Origin of the sequence: Bisbaumannia pacifica (assembly GCF_007989625.1) — a bacterium.
GTDB lineage: Bacteria > Pseudomonadota > Gammaproteobacteria > Pseudomonadales > Halomonadaceae > Bisbaumannia > Bisbaumannia pacifica.
The window spans coordinates 45846-61659 of sequence record NZ_BJUK01000023.1 but is presented as its reverse complement, the minus strand read 5'-3'; the positions used below and the strand labels follow the sequence as shown (position 1 = coordinate 61659).

The window sequence follows — 15814 nt, the reverse complement described above, 5'->3', positions numbered from 1 at the left end:
TTTGCGGAGTGCCTGCCTCCAGGGTAGCCCCGGGCCTCGATATACCAGGCTGTCATATCAGGGCATCAAGGCCGGGGCGCCGAGGCCGGCCATCTCGTCGAAGCCGAACATCAGGTTGAGGTTCTGGATCGCCTGGCCGGAGGCGCCCTTGACCAGGTTGTCGATTACCGCCAGCACCACGACGGTGTCGCTGTCGCCGGGGCGGTGCACCGCCAGGCGGCAGATATCGCTGCCCTTGACGCTGCGAGTCTCCGGGTGGCTGCCGGCGGGCATCACGTCCACCGCCGGCTCGTCGGCGAAGCGCTTCTCGAACAGCGCCTGGAGGTCACCGGGCTCGCCGTTGAGGCGGCCATAGAGGGTGGCGTGGATACCGCGAATCATCGGCGTCAGGTGGGGGACGAAGGTCAGGCCCACCGGCTGTCCGGCGGCCTGGGTCAGGCCCTGACGAATCTCCGGCAGGTGGCGGTGGCCGCTGGCGCCGTAGGCCTTGAAGGATTCGCTGGCCTCGGCCAGCAGCGAGGGCACCTTGGCGCCGCGGCCGGCGCCGGTGACCCCGGACTTGCAGTCGGCGATGACGTGCTGGGCATCGATCAGGCCTGCCTCCAGCAGCGGCAGCAGGCCCAGCTGCACGGCGGTGGGGTAGCAGCCCGGCACGGCGATCAGGCGCGCGCCGCGGATCGCCTCGCGATTGACCTCCGGCATGCCATAGACCGCCTCCTCGAGCAGCTCCGGAGCGCCGTGGGGCTGGCCATACCACTGGGCCCACTCCTCGGCATCCTTGAGGCGGAAGTCGGCGGAGAGGTCGATCACCCGGGTGCCGCGGGCCAGTAGCTCGCCGGCCAGGGCGTGGGCCACCCCGTGGGGCGTGGCGAAGAAGACCGCATCACAGGCCGCCAGGCGCTCGGGATCCGGTTCGCTGAAGGCCAGGTCATAGTGACCGCGCAGGTTGGGGTACATGTCGCTGACCGCGACGCCCGCCTCGGAGCGGGAGGTGATCAGGGTCACCTCGACCTGGGGGTGTTGCGCCAGCAGGCGCAGCAACTCGACGCCGGTGTAGCCGGTGCCGCCGACGATACCAACCTTGATCACGATGCACTCCTTCTTGACCGAATCTGACGAAAGCCTGCCTTTATGATACATCTCTAGGGCCTGCCACCCCACTCTTAGAGGCCCTCCTTTGCCGCGACTCCGCCTGCCCCGCCCCAGCCTCGAGGCCTTCCGCCGCCAGCTGGCCAGCGTCGATGCCCTGCCCCAGCTCTGCGTGCTGGGGCTGATCTCGGGCCTGTTGACCGGCGGGGTGATGGTGGCCTTTCGTCTGCTGTTGGAGGGCGGCGCCCTGGCGCTGATGCCGGCCGGCGGGGTGGAGGCCTTCGAGTCCCTGGAGCCCTGGCTGCGGGCCCTGCTGCCACTGCTGGCGGTGGCGCTGATCGGCGCCGGGCTCGGCTGTCAGCCGGCGGCGGCCCGCAAGCTGGGGGTCGGCCATGTGGTGGAGCGGCTGAGCCAGCACCAGGGACGCTTTCCGCTGCGCAACTGGCTGAACCAGTGGTGGGTGGGGGCCGTGGCGGTGCTGGGCGGGCTCTCCGCCGGGCGCGAGGGGCCGGCCATCCATCTCGGGGCCGCCGCCTCCAGCGGTATCGGCCAGCTGCTGCGGCTGCCCCACAACAGCCTGCGGGTGCTGGTGGCCTGCGGCACCGCGGCGGGGATCTCCGCCTCCTTCAATACCCCCATCGCCGGGGTCATCTTCGCCATGGAAGTGGTGATGATGGAGTACACCATCACCGGCTTTATGCCGGTGATCCTGGCCTCGACCATGGGCGCGGTGGTGGCCCAACTGGTGTATGGCGCCGAACCGGCCTTCCAGGTGCCCATCCTCAGCCTGGAGTCGCTGACCAACCTGCCCTGGATCGTGGTCACCGCCCTGGTCATCGGCCTGCTGGCGGGGGCCTTTATCCGCGTGGCCCGCAGCGGCGAACGCCTGGCGGGGCTGCCCTTCTGGCTGCGCCTGCTGCTGGCCGGCGGTGCCACCGCTGTCCTGGCCTGGTGGTACCCCCAGGTGCAGGGGATCGGCTACGACAGCCTGGCCCTGGCGCTGAACGGCGAGCTGGCCCTGGACGTGCTGCTGGCCCTGGTGGTGGGCAAGCTGCTGCTGACCGCCTTCACCCTGGCCTGTGGGGTGCCCATCGGCATCATCGGGCCGGTGCTGGTGGTGGGCGCCGCCGCCGGGGCCCTGAGCGGCCTGCTGGGCGTCTGGCTGTGGCCGGGGGCGGCCGCCGACCCGGGGCTCTACGCCATGCTAGGCATGGCGGCGATGATGGGCGCCGTGCTCCAGGCGCCCCTGGCGGCGCTGATGGCGTTGCTGGAGCTGACCCATAACCCCAATATCATCCTGCCGGGGATGCTGGCGGTGGTGATCTCCGGGCTGACGGCGAGGCAGTTATGGCGCTGCGATGGGCTCTTCGTGACCCTCACCCGCCAGGGCCTGCACCCCCTGCAGCAGCCGCTGATGCAGGCCCTCTCACGGGTCTCGGTACCGGCGGTCATGGAGTCGCGGGTGGCGGTGACCCTGCGCCAGGTCACCCACGACGAGGCCCAGGCCCTGCTGGATCACAAGCCGAGCTGGATCGTGATTCGCCGCTCCACGGATGACAAGCCGACCCTGGCCCTCAAGGCCGCGGACCTGGCCCGGGCCCTGCTCGATCCGCGCTGGGCCGACCAGGCGCAGATCGATCTACTGGAAGTGCCGGGCCAGCGCCTGGACATGGCCGCCATCCCGGTGCAGGCGACCCTCTCCGAGGCCTTCCAGCGCCTCGACCAGCACGACGTGGATGCGCTCTATGTGGAGAACCCGGTGGCGCCACCCGGGCGGCGGATTTCCGGTATCATCACCCGCGAAGCCATCGAGCTCTACTACCGTTTCCGGCCTCCGCGCTGAGGTCGTCCCCACCCCCTGCTGGAGTCGCTATGTATCCGTGGATCAAGGCCCTGCACCTGATCGCCGTGGTCACCTGGTTCGCCGCCCTCTTCTATCTGCCGCGTCTGTTCGTCTATCACGCCATGGCCCGGGATCAGGGGGATCGCCAGGCCATCGACTACTTCCTGGTGATGGAGCGCAAGCTCTACCGCGGCATCATGACCCCCTCGATGATCGCGGTGCTGCTGCTGGGCGGCTGGATGCTCTACCTGGTGCCCGGCTGGCTGAGTCAGGGCTGGCTGCATGCCAAGCTGACCCTGATCGTGCTGCTGGTGGGCTATCACCATGTCTGCCTGGCGCATATGAAGCGGCTCGCCGCCGGTACCTGCGACAAGTCCCATCGCTATTTCCGGGTCTTCAATGAGTTGCCGGTGGTGGTGTTGCTGGCGGTGGTGATCCTCGCCGTGGTGAAGCCGTTCTGATGGCGGCTTCGAGCGAGACCCGTGAGTTGCCGGTGGTGCTGGTGCTGGCCGGCCATGATCCCTGCGGCGGCGCCGGCCTGGTGGCCGACAGCGAGGCCATCGCCGCCTGTGGCGCCTGGGCGCTGACCGTGCCCACTGCCCTGACGGTGCAGAACAGCGCCGACGTGGCGGCGGTATTGCCCTGCGCCGGCGAGCAGATTCGCCGCATGGCGGCGGCATTGGGCGAGTTCCGGGTGGCCGCCATCAAGGTGGGCCTGGTGGCCAGCCTGGAGGCGCTGGACGCGGTGGTGGATGTGATCAAGCGCTACCCCGGGGTGCCCCTGGTGGTGGATCCGGTGCTCAAGGCCGGCGGCGGCCGAGAACTATCCACAGCCGAACTGGTGGATGCCTTCCGCGAGCGGCTGCTACCCCTTGTGGATATCTTGACGCCCAACCGCGACGAGCTGGCGCGCCTGGCCGGCCCCGAGCTCGAGGACGAGACCCAGCGCTGTGTGGAACTGCTCTCCCTGGGCTGCCAGGCGGTCCTGGTCACCGGCACCGACAGTCCCGAGGCGGGACAGCCCCCGGATAGGGTTGTCCACACCCTGCATACCCCGGACAATGATCGCCAATGGCAGTGGCCGCGCTTAGCCGGCAGTTACCACGGCTCCGGCTGCACCCTGGCGGCGGCCCTGGCGGCCCGCCTGGCGGTGGGCGAACCCCTGGCCGGCGCCTGCGAGCAGGCCCAGGACTTCACCTGGCAGGCCCTCAAGCATGGCTGGCGCCCGGGCGAGGCCCAGGCCCTGCCGCGGCGCCTGTGGCGCCATCCCGACTGGACCCTGACGGCGGAGTAGTTATGCACAACCCTAGCTGGGCCCGTGGCCTCTATGCGATCACCGATGCCGCGCTGCTGCCCGACGACCCGCGCCTGCTGGCCGGCTGCGAGGCGGCCCTGCGCGGCGGCCTGGCGCTGCTCCAGTACCGCGACAAGTCGACGCAGGCCGACAAGCGCCTGCGCCAGGCCCGGGCCCTGGCCGCCCTGTGCCGCGACTATGACGTGCCGCTGATCATCAACGACGATACCGCCCTGGCCGAGCGCCTGCGCCGGGAGGGCCACGCCAACGTCGGCCTGCACCTGGGCCAGGGCGACGGTGCCCTGGCCGAGGCCCGCGAGCGCCTGGGCCCCGAGGCGATCCTCGGCGCCACCTGCCATGGTCGCCTGGCCCTCGCCGAGCGGGCCGCCCGGGAGGGCGCCAGCTATGTGGCCTTCGGGCGCTTCTTCGCCTCCCGCACCAAGCCCGAGGCCCCCCCCGCCACCCTCGACCTGCTGGGCGAGGCCGAGGCCATCGGCCTGCCGCGGGTGGCCATCGGCGGCATCGACGCCGAGACCATCGGCGCGGCCCGTCGGGCCGGCGCCGACCTGCTGGCCACGGTGGCGGCGGTCTTCGCCGCCGCCGATATCGAGGCCAGCGTCCGCGACCTGAACCGCCGGCTGAGCGCCTGTTAAACGCTTATCCACAGGCTGCTCACGAAAGTTATCCGCACTATCCAGATAGTTATCCACAATTTCATCATGAGAGGCTTCCATGACCACCTCCGCACAGCTCTTCGAACAGGCCTGCCGTCATATCCCCGGGGGCGTCAACTCGCCGGTGCGTGCCTTCAAGGGCCTCGAGCGGCCGCCGGTGTTTATCGAGCGCGCCCAGGGCGCCTACCTCTTCGACGTGGAGGGCCAGCGCTATATCGATTACGTGGGCTCCTGGGGGCCCATGATCACCGGCCATGCCGACCCGGAGGTGCTGGGCGCGGTGCGCGAGCGCCTCGACCTGGGGCTCTCCTTCGGCACCCCCACCGCCATCGAGACCACCATGGCGGATCTGATCTGCGAGATCCTGCCCAGCATCGAGCTGGTGCGCATGGTCAACTCCGGCACCGAGGCCACCATGTCGGCGATCCGCCTGGCCCGGGGCTATACCGGCCGAGACAAGATCGTCAAGTTCGAGGGCGATTACCACGGCCACTCCGACTCCCTGCTGGTCAAGGCCGGTTCTGGGGCCCTGACCCATGGCGAGCCCAGCTCCCCGGGGGTGCCCGCCTCCCTGGCCGAGCACACCATCACCCTGCCGCATAACGACCTGGATGCCGTGGAACAGTGCTTCTCCGAATTGGGCGAGCAGATTGCCGGCATCATCGTCGAGCCGGTGGCCGGCAACATGAACTGCATCCCGCCGCTGCCGGGCTTCCTGGAGGGGCTGCGCAAGGCCTGCGACCGTCACGGCAGCGTGCTGATCTTCGACGAGGTGATGACCGGCTTCCGGGTCGCCCTGGGTGGCGCCCAGGCCTACTACGGCATCACCCCGGACCTGACCTGCCTGGGTAAGATCGTCGGCGGCGGCATGCCAGTGGGGGCCTTCGGGGGCAAGCGCGAGATCATGGAGCAGATCTCGCCCCTGGGCCCGGTCTACCAGGCCGGCACCCTCTCCGGCAGCCCATTGGCCATGGCCGCCGGCATCGCCCTGCTCACCAAGGTGCGCGAGCCCGGTTTCCACGATGCCCTGGCCCAGCGGGTCGAGACCCTCTGCAGCGGCCTCGAGACACGCGCCAAGGCGGCCGGCATCGAGATGATCACCCAGCGCGCCGGCGGCATGTTCGGGGTCTTCTTCACCGGCCAGTCCCGGGTCGACAACTTCGCCCAGGCCACCGCCTGCGATGCGGCGGCCTTCCGCACCTTCTTCTCGGCCATGCTCGACGAGGGTGTCTACCTGGCGCCGTCCGCCTATGAGGCGGGCTTCATGTCCAGCGCCCATACTGCGGAGGACATCCAGGCCACCCTGGATGCCGCCGAGCGGGCCTTCGCCCGACTGGCCCAGCGCTAACTCGTCGTCAGGAGGTGTCACGGTGAGCGAGACCCTGATCCAGGCCCTGCGGGACCCGGCCTGCTACGACCATGACGTCACGGGCGTCGAGGTCCATGAGACGCATATCTCGTGGATCCTGCTCACCGGTGACTACGCCTACAAGATCAAGAAGCCGCTGGAGTTCGGTAGCTTCCTCGACTTCTCGACCCTGGAGCAGCGTCGCCGGCTCTGCGAGCAGGAGGTGCGTCTCAACCGGCGCCTGGCGCCCAGCCTCTACCTGGCGGCGGTGCCCATCTCCGGCACCCCGGAGGCGCCGCGGGTCGATGATGCCAGCGCGCCCTTCGAGTACGCGGTGAAGATGCGCCAGTTCAGCAATCGCCACCTGTTCAGCACCCTCCAGGAAGAGGGCAGCCTCTCCCTGGAGCTGATCGATGACCTGATCGATCAACTGGTGGATTTCCACGAGAGCGCCGCGCGCATCGCCCCGGACGATCCCCTGGGCGGGGCCGAGGCCACCGCCGAGATCCTCGCCCGGGAGTTCACCCTGATCGCCCCACGCTTGCCGGGGGAGGCACGCCTGGCTCGCCTGGAGCGACTCCAGGCCCTGGTCGAGGAGACCCAGGCGCGCCTGGCACCGGTCCTGACCGAACGCCATGCCCAGGGCTTCGTGCGCGAGACCCATGGCGATATCCACCTGGGCAACGCGGTGCGGCACCGGGGGCGGGCGCTGCTCTTCGACGGCATCGAGTTCAACGATGCGCTGCGCTGGAGCGATGTGGGCTGTGACCTGGCCTTCCTGCTGATGGACCTGGAGGCCCGGGACGAGCGTGCCCTGGCTCATCACGCCCTGAATCGCTACCTGGAGCTCTCCGGCGACTACGGCCTGGTCAGGGCCCTGGGCTACTACAAGCTCTATCGGGCCCTGGTGCGGGTCAAGGTGGCGGCGCTGCGCCTGGAACAGGTCGGTGGCGACGAGCGCGAGGCGGTACTGGCCGAGATCGATCACTACCTGGGCCTGGCCGAGGGCTATGCGGAGTTCCGCTTCCCCTACCTGGTGCTGGGGGCCGGCGTCTCCGGCAGCGGCAAGAGCCGCTTCACCGGCGAGATGGTGCGCCGCCTGGGCGCGGTGCGGCTGCGCTCCGACGTGGAGCGCAAGCGCCTCTACGGCTTCGCACCCCTGGCCGATAGCCGCGGCAGCGACGTGGCTCTCTATGCCCCCGAGGCCACCCGACGCACCTACCAGCGCCTGGCCCGGTTGACCGGCACCCTGCTGGAGGCGGGGCTGCCGGTGTGCATCGATGCCACCTGCCTGGCTCGCTGGCAGCGGGACCTGCTGAGCCACGAGGCGGAGGCCCGCGGTCTGCCGCAGCTGATCGTCAGCTTCGAGGCCGACGAGGCGACCCTGCGCCGACGCATCGAGAAGCGCACCCGCCGCGGCGGCGACCCCTCCGAGGCGGGCCTGGCGGTGCTGGAGCGCCAGCTGGCCACCCGGGAGCCCTTCGCCGAGGAGGAACGTTGTCATCTGGTGCATCTGGATACCACGGCCGCGGATGCCAGCGAGACCCTGGTCAGCCTGATTCGCCAACATATGGGCCATGCGGTGGGTGAGGTCGATTGACCTATGTCACTCGCTGGCATGAAGCCAGCGGCGATTGACCGAGCGGTCAGCCTGATTCGCCAACCTATGGGCCATGCGGTGGGCGAGGTGAATTGACCTAAGTCGGGCCGCTGGGAAGATGCCAGCGGCGATTGACCGAGCGGTCAGCCTGATTCGCCAACCTATGGGCCATGCGGTGGGTGAGGTCGATTGACCAAGAGATAAGCCATGTTAGGAGTAGTGAATGAGTGAACCCCAGTCCCTGGTGCTGGCCAGCGGTAACGCCGGCAAGCTGCGCGAGTTCGAGGCCCTGCTGGCGCCGCTGGGCTTTCGCGTGCGGCCCCAGGCCGAGTTCCGGGTCCCCGAGGTGGAGGAGACCGGCCTGACCTTCGTGGAGAATGCCCTGCTCAAGGCCCGGGAGGCGTGCCGAATCAGCGGCCTGCCGGCCCTGGCCGATGATTCGGGCCTGGAGGTGGATGCTCTCAAGGGGGCGCCGGGGATCTACTCGGCCCGCTATGCCGGCGAACCGAAGAGTGATGAACGCAACAACCACAAGCTGCTGGAGGCCCTGACGGAGGTACCGGAGGGCCAGCGCAGTGGCCGCTATTGGTGCGTGCTGGTCTACCTGCGCCACGCCGAGGATCCGGTACCGCTGATCGTCCAGGCGTGCTGGGAGGGCGAGATCCTGGCCCACCCCCGAGGCGAAGGGGGCTTCGGCTATGATCCGCTGTTCTGGCCCCGGGGCGCCGGCATGAGCGCCGCCGAGCTCTCGGCCCAGGAGAAGAACCGCCTGAGTCATCGCGGCCGAGCCATGGCCGAGCTGGTGGAGCGGCTGCGGGCATGAATCGCCCCCTGCCGCCCCTGTCGCTCTATCTGCACGTGCCCTGGTGCGTGCGCAAGTGCCCCTACTGCGATTTCAACTCCCACGGGGTGGGTGCCGGGGCCAGCCTGCCCGAGGACGACTACCTGGTGGCGCTGCTCGCCGATCTGGAGGCGGAGCTGCCCCTGGTGGCGGGGCGCGAGCTGGTCAGCGTCTTTATCGGCGGCGGCACCCCCAGCCTGATGTCGGCGGACTTCTATCGGCGTTTCCTGGCGCGGCTGGAGGAGGCGCTGCCCTGGGCCGCGGATATCGAGATCACCCTGGAGGCCAACCCCGGCACCTTCGAGCAGGCGCGCTTCGCCGCCTATCGCGAGGTGGGCATCAACCGCCTCTCCCTGGGGGTACAGAGTTTTCAGGACGCCCAGCTCCAGGCCCTGGGGCGGATCCATGGCGGCCTGGAGGCAGAGCGGGCGGTGAGGGAGGCCCGGGCGGCGGGCTTCGACAACCTCAATATCGACCTAATGCATGGCCTGCCGGGGCAGAGCCCGGCGCTGGCCCTGGACGATATCGACCGGGCCCTGGCGCTCTCCCCCAGCCACCTCTCCTGGTATCAGCTGACCCTGGAGCCCAATACCGAATTCCATTCGCGGCCGCCGGTGCTGCCGGAGGAAGAGGCCTTGTGGGCGATCCAGGACGCCGGCCATGAACGCCTGGAGGCCGCCGGCCTCGCCCGCTACGAGATCTCCGCCTACGCGCACCCCGGACGCCAGGCCCGGCACAACCTCAATTACTGGCGCTTCGGCGACTACCTGGGCATCGGCGCCGGCGCCCATGGCAAGCTGAGTCGAGAGACGCCGCAGGACGGTGGCCTGATCATCGAGCGGCGCTGGAAGAGTCGCCAGCCGGAGGCCTATCTGCGTCGTCGCGAGGATCCGCGGGGCTTCGTCGCCGGCCATCGCCGTATCGAGGCGGAGGAGTTGCCCCTGGAGTTCGCCATGAATGCCCTGCGCCTTACCGAGGGGGTGCCCATGGCACTCTGGGAGGCACATAGTGGTCTATCTCGGGCGACCCTGGAGGCGCGCCTGGCGCGGGCCCGACATCTGGGACTTCTTGTGGAAGATGACTCTCGCCTGCAAGCTACCCCTCAGGGTCTATTATTCTTGAATGAGCTGTTGGCCTCCCTCGAGGAGTGATCCATAGCCATTTCACGACGTTTAGGAGTTACGTTATGCCCAAGATGCTTCGTTTGGCCTATCCCCTGGCAGCCGGATTGCTGCTGGCCGGTTGTGCCACCACCGATCCCTACGGCTCACAGACCGACCGCAACCGCACCCTGAGCGGTGCCGGTATCGGGGCCGCCGTGGGCGCCGCCGCCGGGGCCCTGAGCGGTAGCGGCAGCACCAGCCGTCGCGATCGCGCCCTGATCGGCGCCGCCGTGGGGGCCGCCGCCGGGGCCGGAATCGGCGCCTATATGGATCGCCAGGAGGCACAACTGCGGCAGAGCATGGAGGGCACCGGTATCGAGGTGGATCGCCGCGGCGACGATATCATCCTCAATATGCCCAGCAGCGTGACCTTCGGCTTCGACTCCAGCGAGCTGACCCCTACCGCGCGCTCCGCCCTCAACGACGTTTCCCAGGTGCTGCGCGACTTTCCCGATACCCGCGTGAATATCGCCGGTCATACCGACAGTACCGGGGATGACCGCTACAATCAGGGGCTCTCCGAACGCCGTGCCCAGGCGGTGGGTAACTACCTGGCCCAGAGCGGCGTGGCCATGTATCGGCTCAATATGATGGGTTATGGCGAGACCATGCCGGTGGCCAGCAACGCCTCCGAGCAGGGGCGCGCCCAGAATCGTCGCGTCGAGATCACCCTGAGCCCGATGCAGCAGCAGATGTAATCTCGCTGGCCGCTCGGCATCCCGGCCCACGGAAGCGATTCCGTGGGCCTTTTCATGGAAATCGTCATGCTCGCCTATCAACACGCCTACCATGCCGGCAATTTTGCCGATGTGCATAAACACCTGCTCCTGGTCACGCTACGGGATCGCCTGTTACGTAAAGAGTCGGCAATTACGTACATCGATACCCATGCGGGACGGGGGCACTATCCGCTCCACGCCGAGGAGGCCCGCAAGCTCCAGGAGCACCGTGAGGGAGTCGAGCCGATATGGCGCGCCCGTAGCGCCGCTTCGGGGGCCCTCAAGGCCTGGCTGGCGCAACTGGCCGAGGCACAGCCGGGCAATGACCTGACCCACTATCCCGGTTCGCCTCGGTGGTTGAGCGCGGGGCTGCGAGCTCAGGATCGCCTCAGTCTCTTCGAGCTGCATCCCGGTGAGTTCGGGCACCTGGAGCGGGCCGACGAGGACGCCCGGGTGCGACGGGTGCATGGCGATGGCCTGGCGGGGCTCAAGCGCCTGCTGCCGGTGGCGACCCCCCGGCTCTGCGTGCTGATCGACCCCAGCTACGAACTCAAGGAGGAGTATCGCGACCTGGTGGCGATCCTCGCCTGGGTGGGGCGCAAGGCGCGCCATGCGGTGGTGGCGGTGTGGTACCCGCTGCTGCCGGCGGGGCGTCACCAGGAGCTGCTGGAGGGGCTCAAGAACACCGGCCTGCGCAAGGTCTGGCGCAGCGAGGTGCGGCTCAGGGAACCGGGGGCGGAACGCCACGGCATGTATGGCAGCGGCATGCTGGTGCTCAATCCGCCCTGGGGACTGGATCAGGCGGTGGAGGAGGCGATGAACCAGGTCACCGCCATCTGGGGCGCCCCGGCCCGCCACCGGGCCGAATGGTGGCTACCGGAGTAGAAGGCGCCGATCCGGAACGCGTAGGTCGGTTAAGCGAGCCGATGGCGAGAGTAACCGACGATAAGCGGGGCCGGGTGAGATAATCACTTGCCGATACAGAAGCTACCGAAGATCTCGCCTAGTAAATCATCGGCGCTGAACTCGCCGGTGATCTCGCCCAGCGCCTGTTGGGCTTCGCGCAGGTCCTCCGCCAGCAGCTCGCCGGCGCCGTGGCCATGGAGCTGGGCCTCGCCGTTCTCCAGCGCCTCCCCGGCGCGATCCAGGGCGTCCAGGTGGCGGCGCCGGGCCGAGAAACGCCCCTCGGTGGTGGCGCTATAGCCCATCACCGCCTTGAGATGCTCCTTGAGGTTATCCACACCCTCGCCGGTCTTGGCGGAGAGACGAATCACCGGCGGGGTTGTGGATAAGTCGAGTTGCGGCGACTCCCGGCTGGTATCGATCTTGTTGCGAATCAGGGTCAGCCGCGTAGGGTCCGGCAGGCGCGCCACGAACTCCGGCCAGATGGCCATGGGGTCGGTGGCCTCGGTGGTGGTGGCATCCACCAGCAGCAGCACCCGGTCGGCCTTCTCGATCTCGTCCCAGGCCCGGGCCACGCCGATCTGTTCCACCGCGTCCGGGGTGTCGCGCAGGCCGGCGGTATCGATGACATGCAACGGCATGCCGTCGATATGGATATGCTCCCGCAGCACGTCCCGGGTGGTGCCGGCGATATCGGTGACGATGGCGGTCTCCTGCTCGGTGAGGGCATTGAGCAGGCTCGACTTGCCGGCATTGGGGCGCCCGGCGATCACCACGCTCATGCCCTCGCGCATCAGGGCGCCCTGGCCGGCGGCGCCACGCACCGCCGCCAGCTCATCGCCGACGCCCTTGAGCATCTCCGCCACCTTGCCGTCGCCCAGGAAGTCGATCTCCTCTTCGGGGAAATCGATGGCCGCCTCCACATAGATGCGCAGTTCGATCAGGCGCTGGACCAGGGCCGCGACCCGGGCCGAGAACTCCCCCTGCAGGGAGCGCAGGGCGTTCTCGGCGGCGGCCCGGGAGCTGGCGTCGATCAGGTCGGCGATGGCCTCCGCCTGGGCCAGGTCGAGCTTGTCGTTGAGGAAGGCGCGCTCGGAGAATTCACCGGGCCGGGCCAGCCGTGCGCCCAACTGGACGCAGCGCTCCAGCAGCAGGTCCATGATCACCGGGCCACCATGCCCCTGGAGCTCGAGGACGTCCTCGCCGGTGAAGGAGTGAGGCCCGGGGAAGTAGAGGGCGATGCCCTCGTCGAGCTGGCCCGTGGCGCCCCGGAAGGGCCCGTAGTGGGCGTAGCGGGCGCGGGGGCAATGGCCCAGGATGGCCTCCGCCAGGGTGGCGCTGAGGGGGCCGGAGACGCGGATGATACCCACCCCGCCTCGCCCCGGGGGGGTGGCCAGGGCGGCGATGGTGTCCTGGGTATAGAGCGGCGTGGTGGACATGTCGGGCTCCTTGCGGCGATGGGGCTATTGTCGTGGCGGTGGGCCAGAAACGCCAGACCCCCGCCGGGGCGGGGGTCTGGGACGTATCGGTCGCGAAGCCGGGGACTAGCCCTTGGTCTTCATGCCCTTGCCGATAGTGGGGTCGTTCTCGATCTTGCGGGTGATCACGTACTGCTGGGCGATGGAGGTGATGTTGTTCACCACCCAGTAGATCACCAGGCCGGCCGGGAACCACAAGAAGAAGAAGGTGAAGACGATGGGCAGCATCTTCATGATCTTGGCCTGCATGGGGTCCGGCGGTGCCGGATTGAGCATCTGCTGCACGAACATGGAGGCGCCCATCAGGATCGGCAAGATGAAGAAGGGATCCTTCACCGAGAGGTCCTGAATCCAGAACATAAAGGGCGCGTGGCGCAGCTCCACGGACTCCAGCAGCATCCAGTAGAGGGCGATGAATACCGGCATCTGCACCAGGATCGGCAGGCAGCCCCCCAGCGGATTGATCTTCTCCTTCTGGTAGAACTTCATCATCTCCTGGGACATCTTCTGACGATCGTCGCCATAGAGTTCCTTGAGACGCTGCATCTCCGGGCCTAGCTTGCGCATCCGCGCCATGGACTTGTAGGCCTTGGCGGAGAGCGGCCACATCACCAGCTTGACGAAGAGGGTCAGCACCACGATGGACCAGCCCCAGTTGCCGAGGACGTCGTGGATATTGTCCAGCAGCCAGAACAGGGGGTTGGCCAGGAACCACAGCCAGCCGAAGTCGACGGTCAGCTCCAGGTTGGGGGCGATCGCCTCCATGCGCTCCTGCACCTTGGGACCCAGGTAGAGGGTCGCGGCGAGGGTCGCCTCGCCCTGGGCGGCCAGGGTCTGGCTGGGGCCGGCGAAGGCCGCCACGTTGCGATCGCGGGAATCGGTGGTGGCGTAGTAGAGGTTCTGCTGATCCTGGCTGGGGGCCCAGGCGGAAACGAAGTAGTGCTGGATCATGGCGACCCAGCCGCCCTGGGCATCCTGGTTAGCGAAGCTGCCGTCCTGGATGTCCTCGAAGTCGACCTTCTCGTAGCGGGTCTCCGGGGTGGAGAAGGCCGCGCCCAGGTAGGACTTCATGCCCATGGCCACGCCGCTGGTGGGGTCGGGGCTATTGTCCCGGGCCAGTTGGCCGATAAAGCGGGCGGTGACCGGGGCCTCGCCCTGGTTGGCCAGGTGGTAGCTGACATTCACCGCATAGCTATCGCGCTCGAAGGTGAAGCGCTTGAGCACCGCGACGCCGTTGACGTCGGCACGCATATCGACTTCCAGGCGATCCGCCTCCTCGCTCAGGCGATACTCGGTCTGCTCCGGCGTAAAGCGAATGCGTCCCTGGTGACCTTCCAGCTGCAGGCCCGATTTGGCCACATAGCTGCGGGCCTCGGTATCGGAGAGCAGCACGAAGGGGCGGTCGGAATCCAGGGTCAGGCGGTGCTGGGGCAGGGCGGCATAGACGATATCGCCTCCCTGGGGATCGATGCGCAGGTCCAGTACATCGGTGGTCACGGCGATCAGGTCGCGGCGGCTACCCTGGGCGCCTGGTGCTTCCGGCATCTCGCCATCGATGGCGTTCGCCCGAGGCGCCGTCGGCACGGCCAGGCCATCATCGCCGGGGGAGGCGGCTTCACCGCTCTGGGTGATGGTGGGGGCGGTAGGCTCGGGGGTGGCCTGACCGTAATCCTGATTCCACTGCACGATCAGCAGATAGGCGAGCACGGCCAATGGAATCAGTAGGAGTAGTCGTTTTACGTCCATGGGGATCCTGCCCGGTGGGTGATGAAGGTGTGAGCACGCCGTCTTCGAGACACACGAAAGCCTGCCGGAGGCAGGCTGAAGGCGTCACCGTTACGGCGACAACGGCGGTGTCAGGTCAGGACCCTGTGGCGTCGACCGCCATCTTGCGAGCGTCTTTTTCCAGGCGTCGCCACATGCCGTGAAGCTGGCGGTGCAGGGTGGCATTGTCCAGCTCATGCGCCCCGCGTCGAGCGAGGACCACGATATCCACCGCGGGCAGGCGCTGCTGCTGCAGTCGGATCGACTCGCGCACCAGCCGTTTGAGGCGGTTGCGATCGACGGCACGACGCACATTCTTCTTGCTGAAGACCAGGCCGAGGCGCGCATGACCGAGATCATTGCGCCTTGCCAGGGCCATCAGCCCCTTGCCATGGACCTTGAAGTCCGCATGGTCGAAGACATGTCGATAGTCCCCGGCCGTCAGCAGACGCAGCCGCCGGGGAAAGCCCTGACAGGACACGCGTGATCCGCGATCAGGCGCTCAGACGCTTACGGCCCTTGGCGCGACGGCGCGCCAGGACGGCACGACCGTTCTTGGTGGCCATGCGAGCACGGAAGCCGTGCACACGCTTGCGCTTGAGAACGCTCGGTTGAAAGGTGCGTTTCATAACTCTCGATTCCCACGTGGTTGGTTGGACTGAACGTCAGAGTAGCGGCCCGGTTTCCCCGACGGATTACGCGGGAGCTTTCGGGTCAAGACCGGGAATTCTAGAGAATTCGCTGCCCCGGTGCAATTTTTCCGCGCCGCCAGGGCGAAGAAACTGCGCCACGATGGGGGAGCCGGCGTGCCGGAATGGGAGGGGCGCGCCATTCGGCCAGGCTAGTGCACTCAATTATAATAATTTAGCCCTTTTAAACGATGTTGTTATTAATACTGGGGAAAAGATTTGTGGATAACTGATATTAGTCATTTCATATCAGTGGGCTAGCCTTTAGAAAAGGGTGTGGGAAAAGTGCCGGGAAACGGTGGGGAAGCTGGGAGGAGCCTGGTGACGAGAGGCGCGTTCGTCCACAGGACCCGGGGCGTCCACCCTGGGTCCTCCGTTTCTCCCAGGGGTTGGGGACAAGTTGTCCACA

The 15814-nt window shown here is 67.8% G+C and carries 15 protein-coding genes; 10 read left to right on the top strand and 5 right to left on the bottom strand.

Features of this window, described 5'->3' with window-relative positions; all coding sequences use genetic code 11:
* Positions 1 to 57: 57 nt before the first annotated feature.
* A complete protein-coding gene (gene argC / locus HPA02_RS11025) occupies positions 58 to 1089 on the bottom strand; it encodes an N-acetyl-gamma-glutamyl-phosphate reductase (protein ID WP_146803248.1) in 1032 nt (343 codons plus the stop codon).
* A gap of 88 nt (positions 1090 to 1177) precedes the next feature.
* On the opposite strand from argC, the gene HPA02_RS11020 reads away from it, so the two are divergent.
* The 10 genes from HPA02_RS11020 to HPA02_RS10975 all read left to right on the top strand — a co-directional run bounded on the left by HPA02_RS11020 (position 1178) and on the right by HPA02_RS10975 (position 11456).
* Complete coding sequence (locus HPA02_RS11020; protein WP_146803247.1) at positions 1178 to 2932, top strand: chloride channel protein; 1755 nt, start codon at positions 1178 to 1180, stop codon at positions 2930 to 2932.
* Positions 2933 to 2961: 29 nt separating this feature from the next.
* Complete coding sequence (gene hemJ / locus HPA02_RS11015; RefSeq protein WP_146803246.1) at positions 2962 to 3393, top strand: protoporphyrinogen oxidase HemJ; 432 nt, start codon at positions 2962 to 2964, stop codon at positions 3391 to 3393.
* Complete coding sequence (gene thiD / locus HPA02_RS11010; protein WP_146803245.1) at positions 3393 to 4226, top strand: bifunctional hydroxymethylpyrimidine kinase/phosphomethylpyrimidine kinase; 834 nt, start codon at positions 3393 to 3395, stop codon at positions 4224 to 4226. Before hemJ ends, thiD begins: the two co-directional genes overlap by 1 nt.
* Positions 4227 to 4228: 2 nt before the next feature.
* A complete protein-coding gene (thiE, locus tag HPA02_RS11005; protein WP_146803244.1) occupies positions 4229 to 4879 on the top strand; it encodes a thiamine phosphate synthase in 651 nt (216 codons plus the stop codon).
* 79 nt (positions 4880 to 4958) lie between these two features.
* Positions 4959 to 6248 carry a glutamate-1-semialdehyde 2,1-aminomutase gene (hemL, locus tag HPA02_RS11000; protein WP_146803243.1) on the top strand — a complete coding sequence of 430 codons (1290 nt, stop codon included), beginning with the start codon at positions 4959 to 4961 and terminating at the stop codon, positions 6246 to 6248.
* 22 nt (positions 6249 to 6270) lie between these two features.
* Positions 6271 to 7848, top strand: coding sequence for a bifunctional aminoglycoside phosphotransferase/ATP-binding protein (locus tag HPA02_RS10995; protein WP_146803242.1), 1578 nt, complete (start codon positions 6271 to 6273; stop codon positions 7846 to 7848).
* 223 nt (positions 7849 to 8071) lie between these two features.
* A complete protein-coding gene (gene rdgB / locus HPA02_RS10990) occupies positions 8072 to 8671 on the top strand; it encodes an RdgB/HAM1 family non-canonical purine NTP pyrophosphatase (RefSeq protein ID WP_146803241.1) in 600 nt (199 codons plus the stop codon).
* Positions 8668 to 9840, top strand: coding sequence for a radical SAM family heme chaperone HemW (gene hemW, locus HPA02_RS10985; protein WP_146803240.1), 1173 nt, complete (start codon positions 8668 to 8670; stop codon positions 9838 to 9840). Before rdgB ends, hemW begins: the two co-directional genes overlap by 4 nt.
* Before the next feature lie 35 nt (positions 9841 to 9875).
* Positions 9876 to 10550: a YiaD family glycine zipper/OmpA-like lipoprotein gene (locus HPA02_RS10980; protein ID WP_146803239.1), complete on the top strand. Its 675-nt coding sequence runs from the start codon at positions 9876 to 9878 to the stop codon at positions 10548 to 10550.
* 66 nt (positions 10551 to 10616) lie between these two features.
* Positions 10617 to 11456 (top strand): 23S rRNA (adenine(2030)-N(6))-methyltransferase RlmJ, encoded by an 840-nt coding sequence (locus HPA02_RS10975; protein ID WP_146803238.1) that lies wholly within the window; start codon positions 10617 to 10619, stop codon positions 11454 to 11456.
* An 83-nt stretch (positions 11457 to 11539) separates the two neighbouring features.
* On the opposite strand, the gene mnmE is transcribed toward HPA02_RS10975, so the two are convergent.
* From mnmE to rpmH, 4 genes are all read right to left on the bottom strand, one after another.
* Positions 11540 to 12913, bottom strand: a complete 1374-nt coding sequence (gene mnmE, locus HPA02_RS10970) for a tRNA uridine-5-carboxymethylaminomethyl(34) synthesis GTPase MnmE (protein WP_146803237.1) — start codon at positions 12911 to 12913, stop codon at positions 11540 to 11542.
* 105 nt (positions 12914 to 13018) lie between these two features.
* Complete coding sequence (gene yidC / locus HPA02_RS10965) at positions 13019 to 14698, bottom strand: membrane protein insertase YidC (protein WP_146803236.1); 1680 nt, start codon at positions 14696 to 14698, stop codon at positions 13019 to 13021.
* 115 nt (positions 14699 to 14813) lie between these two features.
* Positions 14814 to 15197 carry a ribonuclease P protein component gene (gene rnpA, locus HPA02_RS10960; protein ID WP_146803235.1) on the bottom strand — a complete coding sequence of 128 codons (384 nt, stop codon included), beginning with the start codon at positions 15195 to 15197 and terminating at the stop codon, positions 14814 to 14816.
* 13 nt (positions 15198 to 15210) lie between these two features.
* Complete coding sequence (gene rpmH, locus HPA02_RS10955) at positions 15211 to 15345, bottom strand: 50S ribosomal protein L34 (protein ID WP_010626003.1); 135 nt, start codon at positions 15343 to 15345, stop codon at positions 15211 to 15213.
* Positions 15346 to 15814: the final 469 nt, after the last annotated feature.

Excerpts from the sequence above, each read along its gene's own strand:
- hemJ (WP_146803246.1), top strand. The coding sequence starts at position 2,962 with ATGTATCCGTGGATCAAGGCCCTGCACCTGATCGCCGTGGTCACCTGG.
- thiD (WP_146803245.1), top strand. The coding sequence starts at position 3,393 with ATGGCGGCTTCGAGCGAGACCCGTGAGTTGCCGGTGGTGCTGGTGCTG.
- thiE (WP_146803244.1), top strand. The coding sequence starts at position 4,229 with ATGCACAACCCTAGCTGGGCCCGTGGCCTCTATGCGATCACCGATGCC.
- hemL (WP_146803243.1), top strand. The coding sequence starts at position 4,959 with ATGACCACCTCCGCACAGCTCTTCGAACAGGCCTGCCGTCATATCCCC.
- rdgB (WP_146803241.1), top strand. The coding sequence starts at position 8,072 with ATGAGTGAACCCCAGTCCCTGGTGCTGGCCAGCGGTAACGCCGGCAAG.
- hemW (WP_146803240.1), top strand. The coding sequence starts at position 8,668 with ATGAATCGCCCCCTGCCGCCCCTGTCGCTCTATCTGCACGTGCCCTGG.
- HPA02_RS10980 (WP_146803239.1), top strand. The coding sequence starts at position 9,876 with ATGCCCAAGATGCTTCGTTTGGCCTATCCCCTGGCAGCCGGATTGCTG.
- HPA02_RS10975 (WP_146803238.1), top strand. The coding sequence starts at position 10,617 with ATGCTCGCCTATCAACACGCCTACCATGCCGGCAATTTTGCCGATGTG.
- mnmE (WP_146803237.1), bottom strand. The coding sequence starts at position 12,913 with ATGTCCACCACGCCGCTCTATACCCAGGACACCATCGCCGCCCTGGCC.
- yidC (WP_146803236.1), bottom strand. The coding sequence starts at position 14,698 with ATGGACGTAAAACGACTACTCCTACTGATTCCATTGGCCGTGCTCGCC.
- rpmH (WP_010626003.1), bottom strand. The coding sequence starts at position 15,345 with ATGAAACGCACCTTTCAACCGAGCGTTCTCAAGCGCAAGCGTGTGCAC.